Source organism: Alsobacter metallidurans (assembly GCF_014636935.1).
Lineage (GTDB): Bacteria > Pseudomonadota > Alphaproteobacteria > Rhizobiales > Beijerinckiaceae > Alsobacter > Alsobacter metallidurans.
This window is the reverse complement of record NZ_BMES01000001.1, coordinates 1,621,036-1,645,178: the sequence shown is the minus strand read 5'-3', so window position 1 is coordinate 1,645,178 and position 24,143 is coordinate 1,621,036. Positions and strand designations below refer to the sequence as shown.

At 65.6% G+C, this 24,143-nt stretch carries 23 protein-coding genes; 6 read left to right on the top strand and 17 right to left on the bottom strand.

Features of this window, described 5'->3' with window-relative positions:
* Positions 1-44: 44 nt before the first annotated feature.
* Positions 45-1,391 carry a glutamate--tRNA ligase gene (gene gltX / locus IEV99_RS07525; protein WP_188517047.1) on the bottom strand — a complete coding sequence of 449 codons (1,347 nt, stop codon included), beginning with the start codon at positions 1,389-1,391 and terminating at the stop codon, positions 45-47.
* 208 nt (positions 1,392-1,599) lie between these two features.
* On the opposite strand from gltX, the gene IEV99_RS07520 reads away from it, so the two are divergent.
* Positions 1,600-2,367 carry an outer membrane protein gene (locus IEV99_RS07520; protein ID WP_188517046.1) on the top strand — a complete coding sequence of 256 codons (768 nt, stop codon included), beginning with the start codon at positions 1,600-1,602 and terminating at the stop codon, positions 2,365-2,367.
* A 66-nt stretch (positions 2,368-2,433) separates the two neighbouring features.
* Here IEV99_RS07520 and IEV99_RS07515 read toward each other — a convergent pair whose 3' ends face one another.
* On the bottom strand, positions 2,434-3,819 hold the full coding sequence (locus IEV99_RS07515) for a class II 3-deoxy-7-phosphoheptulonate synthase (protein ID WP_188517045.1): 1,386 nt from the start codon (positions 3,817-3,819) through the stop codon (positions 2,434-2,436).
* A 245-nt stretch (positions 3,820-4,064) separates the two neighbouring features.
* Between IEV99_RS07515 and IEV99_RS07510 the strand changes: the two genes are divergently transcribed.
* Positions 4,065-4,868 carry a L,D-transpeptidase gene (locus tag IEV99_RS07510; protein ID WP_188517044.1) on the top strand — a complete coding sequence of 268 codons (804 nt, stop codon included), beginning with the start codon at positions 4,065-4,067 and terminating at the stop codon, positions 4,866-4,868.
* An 84-nt stretch (positions 4,869-4,952) separates the two neighbouring features.
* Here IEV99_RS07510 and IEV99_RS07505 read toward each other — a convergent pair whose 3' ends face one another.
* From IEV99_RS07505 to IEV99_RS07485, 5 genes are all read right to left on the bottom strand, one after another.
* The gene (locus IEV99_RS07505; RefSeq protein ID WP_188517043.1) at positions 4,953-6,374 is read right to left on the bottom strand and encodes a TadE/TadG family type IV pilus assembly protein; all 1,422 of its coding nucleotides are present in this window, start codon (positions 6,372-6,374) and stop codon (positions 4,953-4,955) included.
* Positions 6,375-6,491: 117 nt separating this feature from the next.
* Positions 6,492-7,865, bottom strand: a complete 1,374-nt coding sequence (gene gorA, locus IEV99_RS07500; protein ID WP_188517042.1) for a glutathione-disulfide reductase — start codon at positions 7,863-7,865, stop codon at positions 6,492-6,494.
* 57 nt (positions 7,866-7,922) lie between these two features.
* Positions 7,923-8,435, bottom strand: a complete 513-nt coding sequence (locus IEV99_RS07495; protein WP_188517041.1) for a DUF2059 domain-containing protein — start codon at positions 8,433-8,435, stop codon at positions 7,923-7,925.
* A gap of 59 nt (positions 8,436-8,494) precedes the next feature.
* The gene (rpiA, locus tag IEV99_RS07490; protein ID WP_188517040.1) at positions 8,495-9,196 is read right to left on the bottom strand and encodes a ribose-5-phosphate isomerase RpiA; all 702 of its coding nucleotides are present in this window, start codon (positions 9,194-9,196) and stop codon (positions 8,495-8,497) included.
* Between the two features lie 232 nt (positions 9,197-9,428).
* On the bottom strand, positions 9,429-9,866 hold the full coding sequence (locus tag IEV99_RS07485; RefSeq protein WP_244643649.1) for a hypothetical protein: 438 nt from the start codon (positions 9,864-9,866) through the stop codon (positions 9,429-9,431).
* 167 nt (positions 9,867-10,033) lie between these two features.
* Here IEV99_RS07485 and gph point away from each other — a divergent pair, with 167 nt between their 5' ends.
* Positions 10,034-10,741, top strand: a complete 708-nt coding sequence (gene gph / locus IEV99_RS07480) for a phosphoglycolate phosphatase (protein WP_188517039.1) — start codon at positions 10,034-10,036, stop codon at positions 10,739-10,741.
* A gap of 46 nt (positions 10,742-10,787) precedes the next feature.
* Here gph and IEV99_RS07475 read toward each other — a convergent pair whose 3' ends face one another.
* A complete protein-coding gene (locus IEV99_RS07475; RefSeq protein ID WP_188517038.1) occupies positions 10,788-11,285 on the bottom strand; it encodes a copper chaperone PCu(A)C in 498 nt (165 codons plus the stop codon).
* Positions 11,286-12,392: 1,107 nt separating this feature from the next.
* On the opposite strand from IEV99_RS07475, the gene IEV99_RS07470 reads away from it, so the two are divergent.
* Positions 12,393-12,704, top strand: coding sequence for a hypothetical protein (locus IEV99_RS07470; protein ID WP_188517037.1), 312 nt, complete (start codon positions 12,393-12,395; stop codon positions 12,702-12,704).
* Positions 12,705-12,715: 11 nt separating this feature from the next.
* Here IEV99_RS07470 and IEV99_RS07465 read toward each other — a convergent pair whose 3' ends face one another.
* Both IEV99_RS07465 and IEV99_RS07460 read right to left on the bottom strand, forming a co-directional pair.
* Positions 12,716-12,961, bottom strand: a complete 246-nt coding sequence (locus tag IEV99_RS07465) for a hypothetical protein (RefSeq protein WP_188517036.1) — start codon at positions 12,959-12,961, stop codon at positions 12,716-12,718.
* Between the two features lie 156 nt (positions 12,962-13,117).
* On the bottom strand, positions 13,118-14,362 hold the full coding sequence (locus IEV99_RS07460; protein WP_188517035.1) for an MgtC/SapB family protein: 1,245 nt from the start codon (positions 14,360-14,362) through the stop codon (positions 13,118-13,120).
* A gap of 344 nt (positions 14,363-14,706) precedes the next feature.
* Between IEV99_RS07460 and IEV99_RS07455 the strand changes: the two genes are divergently transcribed.
* Positions 14,707-15,402, top strand: a complete 696-nt coding sequence (locus tag IEV99_RS07455) for a VIT1/CCC1 transporter family protein (protein WP_188517034.1) — start codon at positions 14,707-14,709, stop codon at positions 15,400-15,402.
* A 499-nt stretch (positions 15,403-15,901) separates the two neighbouring features.
* On the opposite strand, the gene IEV99_RS07450 is transcribed toward IEV99_RS07455, so the two are convergent.
* The 3 genes from IEV99_RS07450 to IEV99_RS07440 form a co-directional block, all read right to left on the bottom strand.
* Positions 15,902-16,114, bottom strand: coding sequence for a DUF1059 domain-containing protein (locus IEV99_RS07450; protein WP_188517033.1), 213 nt, complete (start codon positions 16,112-16,114; stop codon positions 15,902-15,904).
* 126 nt (positions 16,115-16,240) lie between these two features.
* Positions 16,241-16,630 (bottom strand): response regulator, encoded by a 390-nt coding sequence (locus IEV99_RS07445; protein ID WP_188517032.1) that lies wholly within the window; start codon positions 16,628-16,630, stop codon positions 16,241-16,243.
* 2 nt (positions 16,631-16,632) lie between these two features.
* Positions 16,633-17,415 (bottom strand): Crp/Fnr family transcriptional regulator, encoded by a 783-nt coding sequence (locus tag IEV99_RS07440; RefSeq protein WP_188517031.1) that lies wholly within the window; start codon positions 17,413-17,415, stop codon positions 16,633-16,635.
* Between the two features lie 151 nt (positions 17,416-17,566).
* On the opposite strand from IEV99_RS07440, the gene IEV99_RS07435 reads away from it, so the two are divergent.
* The gene (locus tag IEV99_RS07435) at positions 17,567-17,863 is read left to right on the top strand and encodes a DUF6894 family protein (RefSeq protein WP_371875766.1); all 297 of its coding nucleotides are present in this window, start codon (positions 17,567-17,569) and stop codon (positions 17,861-17,863) included.
* Here the strand turns inward: IEV99_RS07435 and IEV99_RS07430 are convergent.
* The 4 genes from IEV99_RS07430 to IEV99_RS07415 form a co-directional block, all read right to left on the bottom strand.
* Positions 17,841-18,170, bottom strand: coding sequence for a PAS domain-containing protein (locus IEV99_RS07430; protein WP_188517029.1), 330 nt, complete (start codon positions 18,168-18,170; stop codon positions 17,841-17,843). The two genes, IEV99_RS07435 and IEV99_RS07430, sit on opposite strands and share 23 nt — an antisense overlap.
* A 449-nt stretch (positions 18,171-18,619) precedes the next feature.
* The gene (locus IEV99_RS07425) at positions 18,620-21,781 is read right to left on the bottom strand and encodes an efflux RND transporter permease subunit (protein WP_188517028.1); all 3,162 of its coding nucleotides are present in this window, start codon (positions 21,779-21,781) and stop codon (positions 18,620-18,622) included.
* Positions 21,778-23,184 carry an efflux RND transporter periplasmic adaptor subunit gene (locus IEV99_RS07420; protein ID WP_188517027.1) on the bottom strand — a complete coding sequence of 469 codons (1,407 nt, stop codon included), beginning with the start codon at positions 23,182-23,184 and terminating at the stop codon, positions 21,778-21,780. Before IEV99_RS07420 ends, IEV99_RS07425 begins: the two co-directional genes overlap by 4 nt.
* A complete protein-coding gene (locus tag IEV99_RS07415) occupies positions 23,181-23,570 on the bottom strand; it encodes a FixH family protein (protein WP_188517026.1) in 390 nt (129 codons plus the stop codon). The genes IEV99_RS07420 and IEV99_RS07415 overlap by 4 nt, the downstream gene beginning before the upstream one ends.
* Positions 23,571-24,143 lie beyond the last annotated feature (573 nt).

Sequence of the window (24,143 nt, the reverse complement as noted above, 5' to 3'; positions counted from 1 at the left end):
GAGACCCGGGGTGGAGCGCCGCAGCGGCCCGCTGGACGGCGGTTTCAGGCCGTTTCGCCGTTCAGGCGCGCAAGCGCGCGGGCGCGGCCGATCAGTGGCAGCAGGGCTTTCAGCTCCGGGCCGTGGTCCAGTCCCGTGAGGGCGAGGCGCAGCGGCATGAAAAGGGCTTTGCCCTTGCGGCCGGTGTCCTGCGCGACGTTCTTGGTCCAGGCGGCCCAGGTGTTCGCGTCCCAGGGCTCGGGCGGAAGCACGGCGGCGGCGGCGGCGCAGAAAGCCGGGTCTTCAACCACGGGCGCCAAGGGTCCGGTCACGACCGCCGACCAGCCGCCGACATCCGCGAACACCGCGCAGTTGCCGCGGATCGCGAGCCAAAAGGCTTCGCCGTCCGGCGCGCCCCTGGCGGCCAGACGGTCGCGGACGTCGGCATATTCCAGGTGATGCAGCACCTTGGCGTTGAGGGCGTGCAGCTCCGCCTCATCGAAGCGCGCCGGCGCGCGCGAAAGGCGTGCGATGTCGACCAGCTGTGCCAGTTCGTCGAGGCTGCGGACGGGGCGCACAGCCTCTGCAGAGCCCACCAGCACGGCGAGCGCGGCGACGGCCAGCGGCTCCACGCCCTGCTCGCGCAAGGAGCCGAGCGACAGGTGGCCGAGGCGCTTGGAGAGCCCCTCCCCGCTCGCGGTGGTGAGCAGGTTGTGGTGCCCGAAGGCCGGGACCTTCGCGGCTCCGGCCAGCGCCTCGATGATCTGGATCTGCACGGCCGTGTTGGTGACGTGATCCTCGCCGCGGATCACGTGCGTGACGCCCAGGTCGACGTCATCCACCACCGAGGGCAGCGTGTAGAGATAGGACCCGTCTGCGCGGACCAGCACGGGATCCGACAGGGACGCGCCGTCGATGTGGCAGGGGCCGCGCACGAGGTCGTCCCACTCCACCGTGCGATGGTCCAGCAGGAAGCGCCAATGCGGCCGGCGGCCCTCGGCCTCGAAAGCCTGGCGCTCCGCCTCCGTCAGTTTCAGCGCGGCGCGATCGTAGATCGGCGGCAAGCCGCGTGCGGCCTGACGCTTGCGACGGCGGTCGAGCTCATCCTCGGTTTCGTAGCAGGCGTAGAGGCGGCCCTGCGCGCGCAACCGGTCAGCGGCTTTGTCATAGAGCGGGATGCGGTCCGACTGGCGCACCGTCAGGTCGGGTTCGACGCCCAGCCAGGCGAGGTCGGTCACGATGGCGTCGGCGTATTCGGCGCGCGACCGCTCCTTGTCGGTGTCGTCGAAGCGCAGGATCAACCGACCGCCGTTGCGGCGGGCGAAAAGCGCATTCAGCAGCGCCGGGCGGGCATTGCCGATATGCAGGCGCCCGGTGGGCGATGGCGCGAAACGGACGACAGGCGTGTTCATGGACCGCTTATGACGGACACAGGAGGCGCGCGCAACGGCGTGGGGGCGCCGCCTTAACCGGCCAGTAAGGTTACCTGTCTATCAATTGTTTGCAGGTTCTTCGGGCGCATGCGCCCCCATTGAGGCAAGGGTTCATCCCATGCGGTTCGCGTCTCTCGTCGCCCTTTTGATTGCAGCTCCCACACTCGCTTCCGCAGCGGACTACATGATGCCCCCGCTGCCAGCTGGGCGGCTCCCGGGTCCGGCGGAGGACTTCAACTGGGGCGGCCTCTATGGCGGCATCCATGCCGGCGCGACCACGGCCGACTTCAAGACGACGGGCCTCGGCAAGACCCTGGTCAATGACGCCTACTACAACAAGACCGCTCTGCCGCTGGCCGAAAGCATGGTGCGGCTCGGCGAGAACCCTTCCGACCAGCAGATGCACCTCGGCGGGTTCGTCGGCTACAACATGCTGTTTGACGACGCCGTGGTGGGCTTCGAGCTGGACTACACGCATCTCAAGGACAAGCTGGTCGGCGCGAGCTCGATCAGCGATGCGGCGCGCCGGGCGAGTTCGACGACACTGGCTGACGCAATCGACTATACGTCGTCGGCCCGGTCGCAACTCGGCGACTACGCCATCTTCAAGTTGCGCGGGGGCTACGCGTTCGGCCGTTTCCTGCCCTACGCCACGTTGGGCGCGGTGGTCGCGAAGCAGCGCCTCTCCGCCCAGTACACCAGCGTTTACAACGAGCTGACGCTCGACCCTGCGACAGGCGCCATCACGGGCGTGAATGTCGGGCCCCTGAATCGCAATGCGTCGGTGGTGAAGTCCGGCTACAACTACGGCGGCGCGATCGGCGTGGGCGTGGATTGGGCCGTGCTGGACAACGTGCTGTTGCGCGCCGAGTACCAGCACATCGCGATGGCGTCCTACAAGGGCGCGACGACCTCGGCCAACTCGTTCCGGCTGGGCGCGGGCGTCAAGTACTGACCCTCTCTTCACCGAGACGAAAACGGCGCCTCGCGGGCGCCGTTTTGCTTTTGGAGTTCGCGGCTGTCACTCGGCCGCTTCAACCATGGGCCGACCGCGCGCAATGCGCTCGCGCTTGAGCTGCTCGGCCACCAGGAAGGCGAGCTCGAGCGCCTGCTCGGCGTTGAGACGCGGGTCACAATAGGTGTGGTAGCGATCGTGCAGGTCCGTGTCCGATATGGCGCGGGCGCCGCCCGTGCACTCGGTGACGTTCTTGCCGGTCATCTCCAGGTGGATGCCGCCCGCATGCGTTCCCTCGGCCTGGTGCACGGCGAAGAAGTCGCGCACTTCGGCGAGAATCAGGTCGAACGGGCGGGTCTTGTAGCCGGTGGCGGCCTTCACGGTGTTGCCGTGCATGGGATCGCAGGACCACACCACGGTGCGGCCTTCCCGCTTCACGGCGCGCACCAGCGCGGGCAGGTGCTCGGCGGCCTTTTCGGCCCCGAAGCGGCAGATCAGCGTGAGCCGGCCGGCCTCGTCCTGCGGGTTGAGCAGGTCGATCAGCTTGATAAGCTCGTCGGGCTTCAGCGACGGGCCGCATTTCAGGCCGATGGGGTTGCGGACGCCGCGGCAGTATTCGACGTGGGCGTGATCGGGCTGGCGGGTGCGGTCGCCGATCCAGATCATGTGGCCGGAGGTGGCGTACCAGTCGCCCGTCGTCGAATCGACGCGCGTCATGGCCTGCTCGAAGCCGAGCAGCAGCGCCTCGTGCGAGGTATAGAAATCGGTGGTGCGCATCTCGGGATGCGCTTCCGGATCGAGGCCGATCGCCCGCATGAAGTCGATCGTCTCGGTGATCCGGCCCGAAAGCTCCTCGTAGCGGCCCGACTGGGGGCTGTCCTTGACGAAGCCGAGCATCCAGCGATGCGCGTTCTCGAGATTGGCGTATCCGCCAGTCGCGAAGGCGCGCAGCAGGTTCAGCGTGGCGGCAGACTGGCGGTAGGCCTCCATCTGCCGCCGCGGATCGGGCACGCGGGCCTCGGGCGTGAACTCGATGCCATTGACGATGTCCCCGCGATAGCTCGGCAACTCGACGCCGCCCACGGTTTCGTTGGGCGCCGAGCGCGGCTTGGCGAACTGGCCGGCGATGCGGCCGACCTTCACGACCGGGGACGAGCCCGCGAAGGTGAGCACGACCGCCATCTGGAGGAAGAGGCGGAAGAAATCGCGGATGTTGTCGGCCGAATGCTCGCCGAAGGATTCGGCGCAGTCGCCGCCCTGCAGCAGGAACGCCTCGCCGGCCGCGACCTTGCCCAACGCCCGCTTGAGCTTGCGCGCCTCGCCGGCAAAAACGAGCGGCGGAAAGCCGGCGAGCTGCGCCTCGACGGCCTTCAGCTCATCCATGTTCGGATAGGCCGGGACCTGCTGGATGGGCTTGTCTCTCCAGCTCGACGGCGTCCAACGCTCGCTCATCACCCTCTCCTCCCCCATCCGTGGCCCCTTGACCAGGGTGGGCATACACCTTCAGGAAGCGGGCCTTATACAGAAGAGGCGGAGCTTGCGCCACCCGGACAGGCGGCGGATGCTTCGAAATGAGACCACCATGCCGCCGTCGCCAAGATTCAGCCGCTCGCGGAATGCACATTCCGCAACGGAAGAGCCTCGCGGCGCGTTGTGACGTCACAACATCGGTTCAGAACGAGCGTAAGGGGGCCAGCATGGCCGGAATGGATCGCAGGGCTGTGGTGCTGGGTGCTCTCGCGGCTGCCGCGACAGGGACGCAGGCGGTCGCGCAGGCCGTGTGGGGGCCGAGCGCGCGGCCGGGCTCTGGCGACCTCTACGGGCTCTACCCCGCGCCGCGGCAGCGGCCTCGGCCGCCGTCGGACGCCGGCGTCGACAGCGGAATGTACGGCCCCGTGCCGGGCGAGCCCTTCCCGGTGCCCGGGCTGCGGTCGGACACCGTGCCGGCGGCATTCCATCGGCGCACGGTGGCGTATGACAGCGTGGAGGCGCCCGGGACCATCATCGTGGATCCGCGCAGCCACTACCTTTACCTGGTGAACGGCGACGGCACGGCGATCCGCTACGGCGTGGGCGTCGGCCGCAGCGGGTTCGGCTGGGCGGGCGTGGCGGACATCCGCAACAAGCAGGCCTGGCCGGACTGGTACCCGCCCAAGGAGATGCTGGAGCGCCAGCCGGACCTGGCGGCCAAGATGTCGGACCTGCAAAGCGGCGTCGGCATGCATGGCGGCCCTGGCAACCCGCTCGGCGCGCGGGCGCTTTACCTGTGGCAGGGCAACAAGGACACGCTGTACCGGATCCACGGCACCGTGGAGCCCTGGACGATCGGCAAGAGCGTGTCGTCGGGCTGCATCCGGATGATCAACCAGGACGTGATCGACCTCTATGACCGCGTGTCGGTGGGAGCGCGCGTGGTGGTGACCGGCACGCCGACGCAGATGCCTACCGTCAAGGCGAAGCCGCGCCGCCGCGCGCCAGAGACGGACGACGCCTGGCTGTGAGCGACGTTCAACGGCTCTGAACGCACAATGGCCGGGGATGACCCGGCCATTGTCGTTTCAAGTCGCGGGCCTACCCGCGCGGTTCTACTTGCCGAGATATGTGGTCTGCAGCGACACCGCGATCTGCGAGAACACCGAGGTCAGCATGGCTGAATTCGTCGCGTCGAAGTAGTGGTCGGCGCCGGACGCGCAGTTCTGCAGCATGGTCTTGGCCGCTGCGTCATCCACCATCAGGGCGATGCTGTAGATCTCGATGCCCTTGTTCTTGATGTTGCTGCACAAAGCCTTGGTGTAGGTGTCGGCCTGGGTGCGGTTGGAGCCGTCGTGCTTCAGCGAGGTCGTGTTCATCGACTTGGTGTTGACGCCGTCCGTCATGAACACCATCACCTTCCGGGGCAGCCTGTTGGCGGAGTCGTAGGCGGTGGCTTCGCTGAACGGCTCGGAAGGCGAGAGCACGTTTAGGCCCCAGACCAGGCCGGCCGGGATGTAGGTTTCGCCTGTCGCCGACAGATTGCTGATTGTCGATTTGATCTGCCCATAGTTCTTGGTCAACGGCTGCAACTCGGTCGCGCACTTGCCGGGGGTGCCGCCGGTCTGCGTCATGAACGCCGGATAAGGCGTGATCGCGACGTCATCAGTCAGGTTCAACGGGTATGGGCGCGACAGAACGCAGCCGTTCCACTTGTATTTGTAATCCGTGCACTTGGCGGGCGTGCACTGCTGGTAAGGCGTGCCGTACTCGTACTTGCAGGAAGTCGAATTATAAGTGTACGGGATGCCATCGTTGTAGCCGATCTTCTGCGTCGTGACGCAGTCGTAGGTCTTGGTCACTGGCGTGACCATGTTGCAGCTCTCCGGCGTGCAGATGTTCGTGGTGTAATCCGAAGCGCCGCTGATCCATGGCTGATTGCGGTTCGACAGGCCAACATTGACGTAATTGGCGAACGGGACCACCCCGATCTTCACGTCGGCGTTTTTGTCGGCCGTGAGCGTGTCGACCATCGTGTTGGCGGCCGTCTTCAGCGTCGACAGCTTGTTCTTGCCGGGATCGTTCATCGAATTGGTCGTGTCGAGCACCAGCACGAGTTCGACGCTGCCGGTGACGGCGCGGAAGGCCTGCGCGACGGCCGAAATCCCGGTCACGTCGTTGCCGAAGCGGGACATGAAGTTGTTCTTCACCACCGTGCTGGCCGAGACCGTGACCGACCGTCCATCGTTGGCCAGACTGGCCTTGATCACGATGCCGCCCAGGAATGCGTATTTGTCCTGCACCTCGGCGTTCAGGATCTGCTCCGCCTGGTACTGGATGACCTCAGGCGTGTAGCGCGGATTGGTCAGCGCGAGGGCTGTCGAGTCCGTGATGGCCTGGAGCGCGGTCCGGGAGGCGTTGGCGCGCGAGTAGTCGACGGCGGCGCCCAGCGCCATCATCAACGGCACGATCAGAATGGCGAAAATGACCGCAGCCGCACCACTGGGGTCGCGAGCAAAACGAGCCGGCGTACTCAAGGTCGATACTCCTGGACCTGACTACAACCCAGGGTAGGTATAACCACTCGCCTTTCTGTTAATTTGTTCGATGAATATATCTTAAAACGAGTATTTTCTGGTGAGCAGTTGCTTTTGTCAGGCCCCGGCGGGCGGCTCCCAGGGCGATCGCAGGGTGACGAGTTCCTCGGCCGATGTGGGGTGAACCGCCATCGTCATGTCGAAATCGCGCTTGGTGGCGCCCATGCGCACCGCGATGCCGACGCACTGGATCATCTCGCCCGCCCCCTCGCCCATGATGTGCACGCCGAGCACGCGATCCGTCGCCTTGTCGACGATGATCTTCATGAAGGTGCGCTCCTGCGAACCCGACAGGGTAGCCTTGATCTGCCGGAACGAGGTCTTGAAGAGTGTGATCTCGCAACGGGCTCGCGCCTGCGCCTCGGTGAGACCGACTGACCCGATCTCGGGCGTGGTGAAAACCGCGGAGGGCACCAGGGCGTGATCGACCTCGGTGGGCCGGCCGCCAAAAACCGTGTCCGCGAAGGCGTGCCCCTCCCGGATCGCCACCGGCGTGAGGTTCACGCGGTTGGTGACATCGCCGACGGCGAAGATGGACGGCGTGGAGCTTTGCGAGTGGCGGTCCACCCGGATCGCTCCCGCCACGTCGAGCTCGACGCCGGCGGCTTCCAGACCGAGACCGGCCGTGTTGGGCACGCGGCCAGTCGCGTAGACAACCCTCTCACAGGCGATCGACTGGTCATTGGTGAGGTTGACCGCCAGATTGCCGATGCGGCCGTCGATGCTGGCGATCTCTGCCTGCGTGATGACTCGTACGCCCGAGAACGGCAGTTGCGCCATGAGGGCGTCCCGCAGGTCCTCGTCGAAGCCGCGCAGCACCTTGTCGGCGCGCAGGACGAGCGTCACGTCCGAGCCGAGACGAGCGAGCAGGCAGGCGAATTCCACCGCGATGTAGCCGCCGCCCGCGATCACGACGGATTTCGGCAGGCTTTCCCATTCGAAGATATCGTTCGATGTCTCGATGACGTCGCAGCCCTTCATCGCCTCAGGGACGAATGGATGGGCGCCGACCGCGACCAGGATGCGCTCCGCCGTGATGCGGCGGCCGTCGGAGAGCAGCCGCACCGTATGCGGATCCTCGATGACGGCGCGGCTCGCGATCGCCTGCGCGCCCGAGCGCTCGAGGTTTGCGCGGTAAGCGCCCTCGAGTCGCACGATTTCGCGGTCCTTGGCGGCCTTCAGCTTGCCGAAATCGAAACGTGGCTCCGGCACGTCCCAGCCGAAGCCGGCGGCTTCGTCGAACTCCGCCGCGTAGCGGCTCGCATAGACGTAGAGCTTCTTCGGCACGCAGCCCCGGATGACGCAGGTGCCGCCGATACGATGCTCTTCGGCGACCATGACCCGCGCGCCGTAGCCGGCCGCGATCCGGCTGGCGCGAACGCCGCCGGACCCGGCCCCGATGACGAAAAGGTCGACATCATAGCCCGCCATCGAGGATCTCCACCTGCCCTACGCCGTTCGCCCAAGCCGATCCTGCAAACATCCGCTCTAGAGCTGGACGCCCCGGGTCTTCATCTCGGCGCGGACCCGGCCGATCATGAATTCGGACAGGCGCTGGCTCCATGCCTGCATCTGGCCGAACAGGTCATCCATGACCTGCGGCTGGACTGAAACGTACTTCTGGCCCGAGGCGGACTTGTAGAAGGCCGCGACGTCCTTGAGCTCAGGCTCGCTCATGCGCCCCGCGAAGGTGCGCGCCGCCGCGTTGAGGATGTCCTCGCGCTGCGACTCGAATTCGGGTTTGAGCTTCGCCAAAACCTCGTTCAGATCCTTGGTGATCTCCGGGCGAGTCGTGAGCAGGCTGGACTTCATCTGCTCCATGAACTGGGGAACCATCGCCTCGAAGGAGCGCGACAGGCCGGACGCGACGACCACTTCGCGCGCCACCGCCAGATGCGTGGCGGCGGGCTGCTGGGCCAGCGCAGGAGCGGTTGAAAGCGCCAGGGCGATTGCCGCGGCCGCGAGGGCGGAGCGGGGATTGAAAGCTGCTGTGAACGACACGATGCGTCTCCTGTCTGACGGCCGCGACGGGCGCGACGAGGGAAGGCCGGGGTCACGGATCAACCGAGATCCCCGATAATTTCGATGCCGGACGCCGTCGCCAGGATGGCGGCGTTCGCCAGGCCGATGAAAAGTCCGTGCTCCACGAGCCCGGGAATGGCGTCGAGCCGGGCCGCCAGATCATCCGGATCGGGAATGCGCCCCAGCGCGGCGTCTAGCACGAGATTGCCGCTGTCGGTGAGCACGACGGAGCCATCCTGACGCTTGCGGATGGTGAGCTCGCCGGCGCAGCCGGACGCAGCCAAGGCTTTGCCGATGGCGATACGCGTTGCGCCCAACCCGAAGGTGACGACCTCCAATGGCAGCGGGAAACGTCCGAGCGTCTCCACGCGCTTTGTTTCATCTGCGATCACGATCATCCGGCGCGACGCGTTGGCGACGATCTTCTCGCGCAGATGCGCGGCGCCGCCGCCCTTGATCAGGCGCAACCGGCCGTCCAGTTCATCGGCGCCGTCCACCGTGAGATCGAGCTGTGGGGTCTCGTCCAAGGTCGTGAGCGGCACGCCGAGAGCCTGCGCCTGGGCGCGCGTCGCCTCCGAGGTCGGGACGCCCACGATCGACAGGCCGCCGCGAACACGCTCGGCGAGCAGATCGACGAAGTGTTTGGCTGTAGACCCGGTGCCAAGGCCGAGGCGCATGCCGGGCTGGACAATGGCGACGGCGCGGGCGGCGGCTTCGCGCTTCAGGGCGTCGAGGCTCACCGTGATCTCTCCGAGCAGGCCGAGATACGGATCTCGATGCGCCGTCCAGAGACGGGCGCGGTGTGCGCGATCATGCCGTGTTCCGCTTTTCGGACGAGCGGGTCAGCCCGCCCGCGATAGAGGGCGCCCGTGTGGCCTCAAGCCAACGGGACGGCATCCCCTAGCACGCCAGCGGTGCGCCGGAAAAGCAGCGAGATCAAGGCCTGCCACGCAAGACAGGCCGTTGGAGGGATCAGGGCTTGCGAACCGCTCCCGTCGTATCGGCCGCGCCGGTGCGGCCGCCAAGGTCGGCGACGGCGCCCTTCTCGGGAGGCGTGCAGACGACCTTCTCGTCGAATACGTAGCAGACGCTCATTGCGCCGTTGCGCGCGTCGACTCTGAACACGCCGCCTTCACGCTCGTGCCGTGACGGAACCAGGCTGTATTCGGACGGCTCCTGCTTGCCCGCGCCCTCGCCTGCCGGGAAGCACAGGGTGACGCCGAAGGTGCCCTCCTTCTGGCCATACTGGCAGGCGCCGACCTCACCCGTCACCCGGTCGATCCGGTAGATCCGGTTGAGATCGGTCTGCGGGGCCGGAATGAACTCGAACTGCCCCGCCAGGGCAGGGGCGGTTGCGCCAAGCAGCGCCAGCGCAGTTATCGCCGGCAGAATGGAGAAAGACCGCTTCATCGTCGCCTCGTTTAATCGCTAGCGGCGCCTCGCCCCCGCAGCCGATTCGGCCCGCGGCGGCTGATGCACGCCCTTGGCGGAACTCTGGGTGGGCATGGTTAATGAATGGTAACCGACACTTAAGGCCGCCGATTGACGCGTCCGGCGCGATCCTTCAAATCTCCACGATGGCGAGACACATCCTGAACGACCGCGCGACCGTTGTTTTCGATCTTGACGGAACGCTGGCCGACACGGCCGCCGACCTGATCGAGACCATGAACGTGCTGATGGTGCGGGAAGGTGTCGCCACCGTTCCGGTGGAACGCGCCCGCGATGTAGTGGGCGCCGGTGCGCGGGCCATGATCCAGCGCGGCTTCGCACTGGGCGGCCGGGATCTCGCCACGGATAAGCTCGACCGGCTCTTCGTCGATTTCCTCGACCACTACGCCGAACACCTCGCCGTGAAGACGCGGCTGTTTCCGGGGGTCCTGGAGTCGCTGGATCGGCTCGAGGCTGCGGGACACAGGCTCGCGGTTTGCACCAACAAGGTCGAGTTGCACTCGATTGCGCTGCTGCGCGCGCTCGGCGTCGCCGACCGATTCGCGGCAATCTGCGGTCGCGACAGCTTCGCGTACTCCAAGCCTGACCCGCGTCACCTGACCCTTACGGTGGAGCGCGCAGGCGGCGACCCGCGGCGCGCCATCATGGTGGGCGACTCACGCACCGACATCGACACTGCCCGGGCGGCGGGACTTCCCGCCGTGGCGGTAACGTTCGGATACACCGACACGCCGGTGTCGGAGCTCGGCCCGGACGTGATCATCGACCATTACGATGCGCTTTTTGACGCCGTCGCGGCGCTCGACCATGGGGTGACGAGCGCCGTCGCCTGAGCGTTTCAAGGGCCTGAACGGCTGCATGAGGGGGCGAATCTGCGGCTCAATGCGTCGCGTGTTCGCCCGGGGCCTGAGCCGGCGCGGGCTTGGCGCCGACGGCCTGGACCATGAACTCCACCGGGATGCTGCCAGCCTTCTCGAAGGTCAGCACGGCCTTCACGGTTTCGCCCGCGGCCAGTCCCTTCTGCAGCTTCATGAACATGACGTGGTACCCGCCGGGCTTCAGTTCGACCTTGGCTCCCGGCGGGATCACGAGGCCGCCTTCGACCGGGCGCATCGTCATGACTCCGTCCTGCTGGCTCATCTGGTGGACTTCCGCGCGCGGAGACGCGTCGCTGCTGATCGAGACGAGGCGATCGGGCGTCTGGCCGGTGTTCTCGATCGTCAGATAGCCCCCTCCAACGGGAGCGCCGGCCGGCGTGGCGCGGGCCCAGGGGTGGCCGATCACAAGGTCGCCGAGCTTGTAGCCATGCGCGAAGGCGGGCGCGGCGAGGATGCAGCCCGCGAGACATGCGGCTGCGAGAATGCGATTGCGGATCATGGATGCGAACTCCGGGGCGCAAGAGCCCTATCTTTGTGGAAGATCGTCGAAACGGCTCAGCTGAAGCGGTTCGACGCCGGAGGAGCGCGAGGGCGAGATTGGGACGCGGGCGGAAAGGCGTCGCGCCGCGACGGCGCGGATGGCGCGCCCGCAAAGGCCAGGGCGACGGCGCGGTCTGGCTGAACGGCCGCCGAAAGAGGCCGCAGAACGGGTGTCCAGCCCGCATGGCAGGGGCCCGCAAGGCAATGGTCGTGGGCCGAGCCGGCTGGACGGGGCGAGCCGCTGTCGTCAGGGGCGGACAGGCACAGAATGGCTGGCGCGTGCGTGGGATCGAGGCGTCCGCCCGCCCATGCGGAGACGAGCGCGCTGAGAACGAGGCCATAGGCGATGACGAGCACCGCGGCCGCGCGGGCTGCGCGTTTGATCGCTCCGTCTTGGCTCCTTGCGCTCACCACTGACCCTCGAAGTCCGCGCTTTGGCGGTGAGCGGCCTGTACCATGCGGCGCGCGGCCGGCCAATCGCGTGACCGGGCGAAACGCCGCCGTGATTGCCGCACCGCAAAGATCGGCGATGCTGCGCCGGCGCTTCAGGAATCTATGAGAGGTCCGAGCTGCCTCACCGAAGCGGTGGATGCGTGTCCGCTTCACTTGCCCGGCACGGTGCGGCTCGGCCAGCAGCGTGCGGTCTTTCCCGAGCTAACGCTGCAGCTCCGGATGCAACTCCGGAGAAGATCGAACCGACAATTCTGCCGCCGATCAGGCTTCTTCGATCAGCGGAGCACGAGCCGCGAGCTCGAGCAGTATAGCCAAACAACCGAGCGCAAAAATGAGCACCCACATCGAACAACCCTCCCCATCGGCCCCACGGTCCTTTTCATCTCCGTGGGTGGCCTTTTTTGCTATTCGATCATACGCCATTATAAAGTCAACGAGGTTAACCAGCTTTGAACGGGCGAATTTGTGGATGTCGTGGATGCGGCTGAATCAAACCGTGATCGGCGTCACCACAGGTCTGCAACGCTCGCGCGCTTTGTTTTTACCTGAGAGTACGAGCGAAGGCGCATTTTGAATGGCGCGAGATTACCGCAAAGCATGCGCCCGGCTGTGCATGGCCCTCGCGATTGCGGGTGGGCTGGCGGGGGATGCTTGGGCGGCGAACCCGCAGCGCGACCTTCTCAAGCGGCTTAACGGGCGCTGGACGGGAGGCGAGATCTACCTCCTCATCGATTTCGAGCGCATGCAGGGCAACATGGACAAGGAGCGCCCGTTTTCGCGGGCGCCCCTGCAGATCCGCAGCGTGGCCGGGAACATGGTGGTTTTCGCGATCGGCCCGGAGCAGCTCGTCGGCTATCTCGAGCGCGACAAGCTCAGCGTGAGCCGACCGGGCTATCCTCCGGTGGAGCTCCGCCGTTTGAAATAGGGGCCGACGCGTCAGAGCGGCGCGCGCTTGGACGCTCCTCGCGGCGCGCGCTTCGATCCGAAGCTGTTGAACATCCGCTTCAGCCCGCGCGTGTTGCCGACGGTGGGATTGGTGGCGCGCGGCGTCTCCGTGCGCATCGTGCTCTCGCCGCTGATCGCCGGACCGGCCGGCGCGCGTCGCTGCGCCTGCGCGGCCAGGGGCGTGAGCGCCGCGAACGTGAGTGTGAGGGCGATGGTCGCAAGGGTCTTGTTCTGCATTGTTTCTCTCCCGACAGGTGTGTGGGGATCAACCGTGCAGACGGCCGGTCTGTTCCGAAGGATGCGCCTGACGGCCGGTCGGAGAACACGGACCGGGCGAGGTCGTCGGCGTCTAGGCCGAAGGAGTGACGAGGCGCGAGCGGCTCCAGTCCCTGGCTAGCCCAAGTTCAGGGCCGGCAAGGCGGCCAGCCACGCCGCCGCGAGTGAAAGGGCGATGCCTGGCGCCACGCGCGCCACGAAGGCCCGCTCCCCGGTCCCTACCGCCATGGCGGTCTTCGCAAACGCGTTGGTTGTCATGGCGGCGAGGACCGGCAGGACTGTGTCGGCCGGGGCCAAGCCGCCCGACGCCGCCAGGGCGGCCACGGAGAGCGCGGCCGAATGGGTGTCGATGAGGCCGCCGATGGCTGCTCCTAGAACCGTTCCGGTGTCGCCGAACTGGGACCTCAGCCAGGCCGACACCACCATCATCAGGGCGAGCGTAGACGTAAGAATCAGCGCGGCGTTCACGCTGAAAGCGCGGCCGCCGGCGGGCAACTCGACGTTCTGCGAGGTCACGGCCCGGACGGTGAAGACGACGCCGTAGCCGAGCGCGACGGCGCCGCCGGCCAGGAGCGGCAGCGCCATGGCGTCGAGAGTCGGGCGGCTCGCGACGGCAAGCAGCAGCGCAAGCTGCGCGAAGGTGGCGGTCGTCGACAGGGAGGCGCCCGCGACGGCGGCGCCAAGTGTCTCGGGATGCCGGGCGGCGAGACCGCCCATGGACCCTATCGTCGCCGTGCTGGAGATAAAACCGGACGCGAAGCCCGCCAAAGGCAGCCCAAAACGCGGCCCGATCATGCGGGTCAGGATATGGCCGCAGGCCGCGATCGCGAGCACCAGGATCACGAAGAGCCACAGGGCGTGAGGGTTGAGAGCTCCGTAAGGCCCCATTGGCCGGTCCGGGAGCTGGGGCCAGACGACCACAGTCGCAATTGCGAAAATAAGGCCGTCCTTCACCTCGGCGTCCGTGAGGGACCCCTTCACGAAGCCATGGACAGGGCGCTTGGCGGCAAGCACGACGGCCGTCGCGACGCCCAGCACCCCGGCCAGGATGGTGTCGCTCATCGCCAGGGCGCCGATAAGAGGGGTAACGAGGAGGGCGACCTCGGTCGTCAGCCCGGGATCGTCACCGCGGTCCCGCGCATACGCAACCGCGGTCAGGGCCGCCACGCCGGCGAGCACCGTGATGAGAGCCCATGGACCACCCACGTGGACGGCCACCGCGCCGAGCACGGCGGCGATGGCGAATGTCCGCAGGCCGGCGGCGCCACGCGTCGGCCCCTCGCCTTTCGAGCGTTCGCGCTCGACGCCGATCAGAAGGCCCAAGGCAAGCGCCACCGTAAAGTTGAGCCAGAGGCCGGACATGTCGCGCTCCTTCCAAGGAGCCGAATAAAGCCCGACAGGAATGGACTGTCGTTGGGCCATGTCAGGGACCGGGTCCGTGGGCAGGCCATTTGACCCGTCCTTGACATATATCGTCCGCCCGCCGCGTGAGGCCTGATACGTTGGCGGTTGAGTCGGCTTGGCGTCAGGTGGGTGTGGCGCACGGGCGACTCTCTGGGGCGTCCGCGAAAAGCGACTACCCAGCGCCTCAATGGCGAGTTGGACCGTCCGCACGTCAACCTGGGAGCTGTGTGGCGGACCGGGTGGCGACAACGAGATGAACGATTGGTTTCAACGCGGCCCAAGGCCGATGAGAGGGGGAGCCGATGCGGGCCGTGCACCGCGAGACGCATCTGATCGAGCGGATCGGCTGGCTGAGGGCCGCCGTGCTCGGAGCGAATGATGGCATCATATCCACCGCGAGCCTGATGGTTGGCGTGGCAAACGCCTCGAGTACGCCGAACGAAGTTCTCGTCGCCGGCGTCGCGGGCCTCGTGGCAGGCGCCATGTCCATGGCGGCCGGCGAATATGTCTCGGTCAGTTCCCAGTCCGACACGGAAGAAGCCGACCTCGCCAAGGAGCGCCGGGAGTTAGCGGAGCAACCGGCGGCCGAGCTCCAGGAGCTGACGCAGATCTACGTCAACAGGGGTGTGGAGCCGGCGTTGGCGAAGCAGGTGGCCGAGCAGATGACCGCCAAGGACGCCTTTGCGGCGCATGCGCGCGACGAGTTGGGGCTCTCGGCGCACATTGTGGCCAAGCCCGTTCAGGCGGCGGTGGCGTCTGCTGCTATGTTCGCCGTGGGCGCCGCGATGCCGCTGGCGATCGCCTTCATAGCCCCGGCCGGCAAGACGGTGTGGATGGTCTCGATCGGCTCCCTGGCAGGCCTGGCGGCGCTTGGAGCCGCTGGGGCCATGGCGGGCGGCGCAGGCATACTTAGGCCGACCGTACGGGTCACGTTCTGGGGCGCCTTCGCTATGGCGGCCACCGCCGCAATCGGCATGCTCGTCGGACACGCCGTCTGAGAATGTCTGGGGAAACAAGCTGAGCGCTTGCTTCAAACTTCGGAAAATGGTGGGCGCGACAGGGATTGAACCTGTGACCCCTCCCGTGTGAAGGGAGGGGATCAAACATAACGTCTTGAAATTGCTAGGTCTCCTCAGCCGGAGGGTTCGCAATTGGGGCTGTTTCGTTCTCTTTTTGTGCTTGTGTTCCAGCCGGCTGGAACCAAAGAGCACTCCGCTAATCCACCGGGCGGGCCGTTTACCTCAACCCGTCAATTTCACAGAACGATGCGGCGTGCCGGGTTCGTTCACTTGCACGGCTTCGGCAAGCCTTTGGGGGCGATAACGGCCTCGACCCCCGACAACCTCGGTGTAAACGGACTGGCTACACAGCCCTACGCTGAATTTTCAACAGCTTAAGTGTTCTGAATTCTGCCCAAATTTATGCCTCCTGGTAGGTTTCTGGGCCGAAACTGGGGCCAGCTCCATTTGCTGTGAAGATAGCCAAGCAATAGGCCGGCTACGCCGCACCCGAGGCGACGGACGGCGGCGTTCCGTCCTGGATAGCCGACCTAATCATGTCGCGCAGCTCTGGCGAGTCCTGATGTCCGTGGACTGCCACGGCGTGCTGAACGGCCGCTTCTAGCAGTTCTTGTTCCGTATCCGCCGCAATCGCGATGGTGCAATTCATCTCACTTGGGATCGCACGGCAGTCGATGTACTTGCGGCTCATCGCATCCTCCGTACTGGCCAGCCACCACTTAGCTGTTGCTTCGAGTCGCGAGCAGGCTAACACCAGAGTTGGACAATACCATTGCGCCTCGCGACCTAGACCGGCGGCACAGAGCCGGACCGCTACTTAGGCGGGCGTCGCTGCCCTTGCCTCGCTACTGCTGCGCGCCACCTCCCGGAGCGCCGTTTCGAGCATTGTGAGATCGAACGGCTTGGTAAGGACTGGAAAGCCCGTCGATCGCGCCTGCTCGAGCTCCTCCAAAACACAGCCCGTTGCGAAGATCACCTGCAAGGATGGCTGAAGCGACTTGAAGAGCTTCGCCAAGGTTATTCCATCACCGCCAGGAATGCGGATGTCGGTGATGAGAAGATCGACTTTTCTCTGGTCGGCGAAAGCATGCATCGCCTCGTCTACGTTTTGGGCCGGGATCGTTTCCCATCCCAGCTCGGCCATCAGATCCTGCATGGTCATCGCTATCAGGAAATTGTCTTCGACAATCAGACAGAGCTGCGGCATCGCTAACTCGCTACGATCTGTTGCGGCTTGACCTCGGGCAGCACCTTGGAAAAATGAAGATTCACAGATCGATGACACTCGCACGCTGCCTGCTCCAGGCGGGTGCGGTTCAAGATCACGATCTGGCCGCGCGCATACCGGATCAGTCCCCGGTCACGCAGCGACCGAGCTACCGCCGAAACGGTTGTCCGCTGCACGCCGAGCATCTCGGCCAAGGCTTCCTGGGTCAGCGGGATCTCGGCGCTATTCACCCGATCCTGCGTCGCCAGGAGCCAGCGGCAGCACCGAGCTTCGAGGGAGTGTAGTGCGTTACAAGCGACCGATTGCATGATCTGCGCTATCAGAACATCGGCGTATCTAGAGAACAGGTCGCGAAATGATGCGGATCGCACCTTCGCCTCCTCGAGACGCGACGTCTCAATGCGCAGCGCTACGCCGGCAATCTGAACTTCGGCTTGGGCAAAGGCCGGCTTCGCGCCGGCCGATACGATCCCGCCGACGGCGCCTTCTCGGCCGACCGACGTCACCTCGACAGCGCGGCCATCTGAGGTGAGAACGATCAAGGAGAGCATCGCGCTCCCGACCGGGAAATGCGTTTTCACGACGTCGTCGCCCGGCGTGAAGAGCACCTCGCCCTGCTTTAGGTGCACCGGCTCAAAATGAGGCTCGACCAGCGCACGATCCGTGGGAGAGAGCGACGCAAGCAAGCGATTGCTGACGATACCCCGCGCGATAGCTGCCTTCGGCGCACCGCCCCAGTCCGCTGCTTCTTTGATCGTCACCATAGCCTGAGAGGCCCGTCCAGCTTGGATAGCAGGAGTTCATCATAGCTACGTTCACGGTTCCGCGTCCGTCGGGAACTCGACTTAGGATTGATAATAGTCCGTTCGTTCCGATTTTGCGGGAACTCGCCTCACACGCTCACGTTCAGTCCGCATGCCACGCTATTACGTCCACGTTAGACGAGGTTCGAACGTGTCCTACGATCAGGTGGGGCTCGAGTTCAACGATCTGGCGACTGCCAGGGACGAGGCGGTGAAAGGCGCAAGGGAGATCATCGCCGAGGCGGCGAAGCTCGGCCAGAGCGCCAGCGATTGCGAGTTTGTGTTTTGCGACCAAGCTGGACAAGTGGTTCTGCAGGTTCCGTTCGCTTCCACGCTTTCGGCCTCGGAAGACCATCCAATGCGATCGCCCGCGAGCCCCTTGAGCTCTAGCGGCGATCGGTCCGCGTAGCGACCTGAGCGGTGATGCCCGACGCGAGCTTGACCACCTTGATCGGCTTGCACGAGGAGTCGATCACCGCGTTGTAGCTGGCTTGTAGCCAGACGCCGCGGCCGCCTGTCGCGATCCGGCGGTACTGGCCGGTGTCGAACTCGCCGCGGTTTAGCTTCGCCCAGACCTGCATGGATTCATTACTGTCGCGATACACGGGCTCTGCGAATATGCCGTGGTGCTTGCCCGCGATCTCGTCGAGCGTGTAGCCCATCACGCGAAGGGAGTTCTCGTCGGCCGTGGACTTTCCGCGGTCATAGTCGCTCATTGGGCCGGTTGTTTCAGCCGTTCTCCCGAAGCGAGCTTCGACCAACAAGGCTTTGGTTTGGAACCGCCCATCGCGTCGGAGACCGCTAAGGCCCATGGAAGCTCAGGACTGACGGCGTTCGCCGCTCGGACCATGAGCTTTTGTGTGCCGCACGTTTTCTGCAGATCCTGTTTTTGGATCCGCCATTTTTTATGGCGACGCTTCCGAGCCATTTGGCATGGAGATGCCAGGGGCGCGTGTTCGCCGAAATGCAAGTTCGTGGGTCGGGCTGCCTTACTTTCGAGCACCAATCGGCAAGGGGTTATCCCCGCCCGCATGCCCGTCGGCTCGCTCGGCATGGAATCGCCCAACGCGCCGCGAATCCTACGACCTTGTCCTGTTCAGCCAAGGAGGACCCAAATCGTTCGGCCGATACAAGGCCGACAGTGCGGCCTGAGGCCGCCCCCCAGCTATTCAGCGGCCATCCGCGCCCGCTCTGGTCCGGTGTCCGCGACCGCCCGCACGGGCAGTTTCCACCCCTTGACGATCGCGTATAGCGCGGGGATGACGACCAGCGTTAGCGCGGTGGACGACACCATGCCGCCGATCATCGGGACGGCGATCCGCTGCAAAACTTCCGAGCCCGCACCAGAACTCCACAGGATTGGCAGAAGGCCAGCCATGATCGCCGTTACGGTCATCATCTTGGGGCGGACGCGCTCCACCGCGCCCAGCCTGATCGCCTCGTGCAGGTCGTCCCGCGTAAACGTTTCGCCCGCAATCGCGCGCTCGCGCCTGATTTCGTCTAGCGCCTGGTCTAAGTAGATCAACATAATAACCCCAGTTTCCGCTGCGACGCCGGCCAGTGCGATAAAGCCTACTGCCACCGCAACCGAAAGGTTGAACTCCAGCATCCACATGAGCCAAACGCCCCCAACCAGCGCGAAGGGAAGGGACAGCATGACGATGAGGGTCTCCGTCAGCCTCCTGAAATTCAGGTAGAGCAGAAGAAAGATGATCAGCAGCGTTGCAGGCACAACCACCTGGAGGCGCGCTTTGGCCCTCTCAAGGTATTCGAATTGGCCGCTCCACTGCACGTAAGTCCCCGGCGGGAAGCTCACCTTGGAAGCGACCGCGCTCTGCGCCTCGGCGACGTACCCGCCCAGGTCACGACCGGCGATGTCCACGAAGATATAGACCGCGAGTTGCCCGTTTTCGGTGCGGATCGAGGTCGCCCCACGTGTGCGGGTCACGCTCGCGACCTGCCCTAGCGGCACAGTCCCCCCGCCTGGCATGGCTACATGTACCTCCGTGGCGATGGCTTCGGGACTGGAGCGGAGATCGCGGGGGTATCGAATGGTCACGCCGTAGCGCTCGCGGCCCTCAACCGTGTTCGTGACCGTTTCTCCGCCAAGCGCGACGGCAATGGCGTCCTGAACGTCTCCAACGGACAGCCCGTACCGGCCGAGCGCCTCACGGTCAGGGGTGATCTCCAAATAGTACCCACCAACAACCCGCTCCGCGTAAGCGCTCGACGTGCCCGGCACTCCCCGAACAACCGCCTCCACCTCACGCGCGACCTTCTCCATTTTGGCCAGGTCAGTCCCGAACACTTTAATGCCCACAGGAGTGCGGATGCCGGTCGATAGCATGTCGATACGGGCCCGGATCGGCATCGTCCACGCATTGGACACTCCAGGAAACTGAAGCGCCCTATCCAACTCGGCTTTTAGTCCGGCGACGGTGACGCCGGGGCGCCACTCGGTTCGCGGTCTCAGGTTGATGATGGTTTCAAACATCTCCATTGGGGCCGGATCGGTGGCCGTGCCGGCCCGTCCGGCCTTGCCGTAAACCGACTCTACCTCCGGGAAGGATTTGATGATCCTGTCTTGCATCTGCAGCAGCTCGGCCGCCTTGGTCACCGACAGCCCCGGCAGTGTGGTCGGCATGTACATCAGCGTGCCCTCGTCCAGGTCTGGCATGAACTCGGAGCCGAGCTGCCGGGCCGGAAGGATCGTGGCCGCCAAGACCAAAACTCCAACGAGCAGAGTCGTCCACTTCGCCCGAAGCACACCCCGGATCACCGGCCTGTAGGCCCAGATCAAAACCCGGTTCACCGGATTGCGGGCTTCCGGCACGATCCGGCCCCGCACAAAGACAACCATGAGCGCCGGAACGAGGGTCACCGAGAGCAGGGCGGCGGCCGCCATCGCGAAGGTTTTGGTGAAGGCCAGAGGCGCGAACATTCGCCCCTCCTGAGCCTCTAAGGTGAAAATCGGCAGGAACGACACCGTGATGACGAGCAGGCTGAAGAACAGCGCCGGGCCGACCTCGGCGGCCGCGCCCGCCAACACCTCCACCCGGCTCGCGCCAGGCGCTGCTCGCTCCAACCGCTTGTGGGCGTTCTCGACCATCACGATGGCCGCGTCGATCATCGCGCCGATGGCAATCGCAATCCCGCCCAGGCTCATGATATTCGACCCGAGCCCAATCAGCCGCATGGCCGCGAACGCCAGCAAGATACCGACTGGCAGCATCAGGATGGCGACAAGCGCGCTTCGCAGGTGAAGAAGAAATACCCCGCACACGAGCGCTACGATTACGCTCTCCTCAATCAGCGTACCCTTCAAGGTTTCGATGGCGGCCTCGATCAGGCGCGAGCGGTCGTAAACCGGCACGATCTTCGCGCCTTCGGGCAGCGCGGTGGCCACCTGCGCAAGCTTTTCCTTGACGCTGTGGATGACGTTCAGGGCGTTTGCGCCATAGCGTTGCAGGACGATGCCGCTTGCCACCTCCCCCTCGCCGTTGAGTTCCGTGACGCCGCGCCGCTCGTCCGGTCCGGTCTCCACCCGCGCCACGTCGCCCAGGCGGACCGGGGTCCCCGCTTCAGTCCGCAGAACGATGTTCTCCATGTCCTGGATGGAGCGGAGATAGCCGCGGCCCCGCACCATGAATTCGAACTCGGACAGTTCCAGAGTGCGGCCGCCCACATCCGCGTTGCTGGCCCGGATTGCGTCGCGCAGCTGCGCCAGCGTTATGCTCTGGCTCCGCAAGCGGCGCGGATCGACCACGATGTTGTACTGCTTCACGAAGCCGCCGACGCCGGCGACCTCCGCGACACCCTCCCCCCGCGATGCAGCAAATCTAACAACCCAGTCCTGGAGCGAGCGCAGCTCCGCCAAGGTCATGCCGGCGGCCACCACCGCGTATTGATAGACCCACCCGACCCCTGTCGCGTCAGGGCCGAGCGTCGGAGTCACGCCCGTGGGAAGGCGCCGCGACGCCGCATTCAGGTACTCCAGAACGCGGCTGCGGGCCCAGTAGGGGTCCACGCCGTCCTCGAAAATCACATAGACGAACGAGGCTCCGAAAAACGAGAAACCCCGGACTACCTTCGACCGAGGGGTCGTCAGCATGGCGGTGGTCAACGGATAGGTGACCTGGTCCTCCACGACTTGGGGCGCTTGCCCCGGGTAGTCGGTGTAGACAATGACCTGCACGTCGGAGAGGTCGGGAATGGCGTCGAGCGGCAACGTCCGCAGAGCCTGCAGGCCCGCTGCGACGGCAAACACGGCCCCAATTAGGACAAGCAGGAGGTTGCGGGCGGACCAGGCGATCAGGCGGGCGATCATGGCGACGCCTCCGCCTCGTGGGCCATGCCCTGGAGGGCGGACCTGAGGTTGCTCTCGGCGTCGATCAGGAAGTTGGCGGCGGTGACGACCGCCTCGCCGGCCTCCAGGCCGGATCGGATTTCGACCCAACCCCCTCCGCGCGACCCGGTCTCCACATCGCGCGGTTCAAAGCGTCCCTCGCCCATGTCGAGCAGAACGAGCCGCCTCGCCCCGGTGTCGAGGACCGCGCTGTCGGGCACGGCGACGACCTCGGCCTTTGGCCCTGTCGCCAGGGAGACCTCGGCGTACATATCGGGAAGCAAGGCCCCGTCGCGGTTGGCTATCTCAATCCTGGCACGCGCCGTGCGAGTCACCTTCTCGACCTGCGGGTAGATGATGGTCACCCGGCCTATGAACGTTCTGCCGGGTAATCCGCGCATAGTGACGGATGCCTCCTGCCCGACCGAGACCCTCGCCAGGTCTGCCTCAGGTATGTCGGCGACGACCCACACGGACGAGGTGTCCGCGATGCGAAACAGCGCCTCCCCCGCAGTGGCCCGCATGCCCTCCACCGCGTTGCGCGCCAGCACCACCCCGTCCCGCGGCGCCGTCCAGGTGAAGGAAGTCGGAGCGCGGCGGCTGCGCTCGATCTCGGTTATTGCCTCCTGCGGGACGGCGAGATTCTCCAGACGCCGCCGCGCGCCCTCGATGCCGAGACCCGTGAGATATTGGGCGGCCGCGGCCGACACTTCCGGTGAATAAAGCTGGAGGAGAGGCTGGCCCTTGCGGACCCGGTCCCCGGTCGTCACGTTCTCGACCTTCTCGACGAAGCCGTCCGAGCGCAGGGCCACCACGGACACGCGGCGTTCGTCTAGCTGGACCACGCCGGGCGCTCGCACGGCCATGGCGACAACGCGACGTTCGGCGGCCGTCGAGCGAACGCCCGTGCGCTGCAGCTTCCCGGGAGAGAGCCGAACGCCCGGCTCGTCCTCCCCCTCCCGCACCGCGATGTAATCCATGCCCATCGAGTCTTTTTTGGGCGTTGGGGAGGTGTCGGGCAGGCCCATCGGGTTGCGGTAGTACAGGACGCGCCCGGAAGCTCTGGCCTCCTTTACGCCGGGTTGCGCCGGGTCGTCGAAGCTGAGATCGGCGCTTCTGCGCACCGCTAAGAAATTGCGCCCGTCGGCCGTGCGGGCCGGCTCCGAGGAATAGGCGGGCCGGCCATCAGGGTCGCGGTAATAAACAACAGGCCCGACTCCTGGGTCGTTGCGGGTCGACTGATCGGCTGCAGGGACCTGACCGAGAAGCGCGCGTGTCTTGCCCCACAAGTCCAAGGCGCCTGACGGAGCGCGGCCGGCGCCATAGCCCAGGATGCTGGCCGCGAGCGCGGCCAGCACAAGGACGCTCCAGGCAGGGCGGCTCACTCCCCCGCCTTCAGGACCAGCCTGCCTTCCACAGTGCCGACCTCGCCCTGGACTTTAGCGCCGAGTGAAATCCGCCACCGACCCGCCATGGTGAGCTTCGTCTGAAAGCGATAAACCCCCGGCTCTCCTGAGGCCACCTGGTCGATGGCCGACGTCATAGCGGCCATCCCATCGGGCTCCATGTCGAGGCGCTTGGTGAAGATCACCGCGTCCGGCACAGGCTTTCCGGAGCGCCGGTCGATCAGCCGCACGGCGACGACCGCCTCGCCTTGCCGCGCCTCCGTCGTCACCAGTTGGAACTCGTAGTCCTTAACGTCAGCGCGCGCTGGCGCGCCCACCGTCAGCGCAAGTAGCGCCGCAGTTGCGACTGGGCCTTTGATTGTCATGTGGGTTGTCCTGAGCTTGACCGGATGCATGCGGAGGCCGGCCCATAGCGAGGCCATCCGCGTTCGACGGATCTAAGCTCAGGACTGCGGAGGTCGAAGTGGCGGACCCTGAAGTGGTCCGTCCAGGCGCGGGTCGTCGAGTGGTCGAATTATTGCCGCCCTTAGGGAAGCCGTGCGCGCTTCCGGTCCCTTGCTGGGCGTAGCAGCCGACTTTGCGAAGCAGAAGGCGGCGAGCGGACACCCCTTTTGGCAGTCAGGAGGGACGGGCTTGGCCGGGGGACAGCACGGCATGCCGTCATCCATTGTCGCAGTGACATCCGCCGGCGACCACGGTGCGGCTCGGGCCCCGGAGAGGGGCGCGAGGAACAGACCGATGGCTGCAAGCATGGCAAGCATGCGCATGACGGAACGACCGAACATAAACGGGAACTTGTCATGTTTGCGCCTGGCCGTGAAGGCTCAAGCTATCACGAGCTCTTGAGCGCGCCGCGTCGCACTAGGGACCTAAGGCAGTTAAGACACCTTTGATCAGGCGAGATGAACGGTGAACAGTAGTGAGTGCGTCGCCTGCGC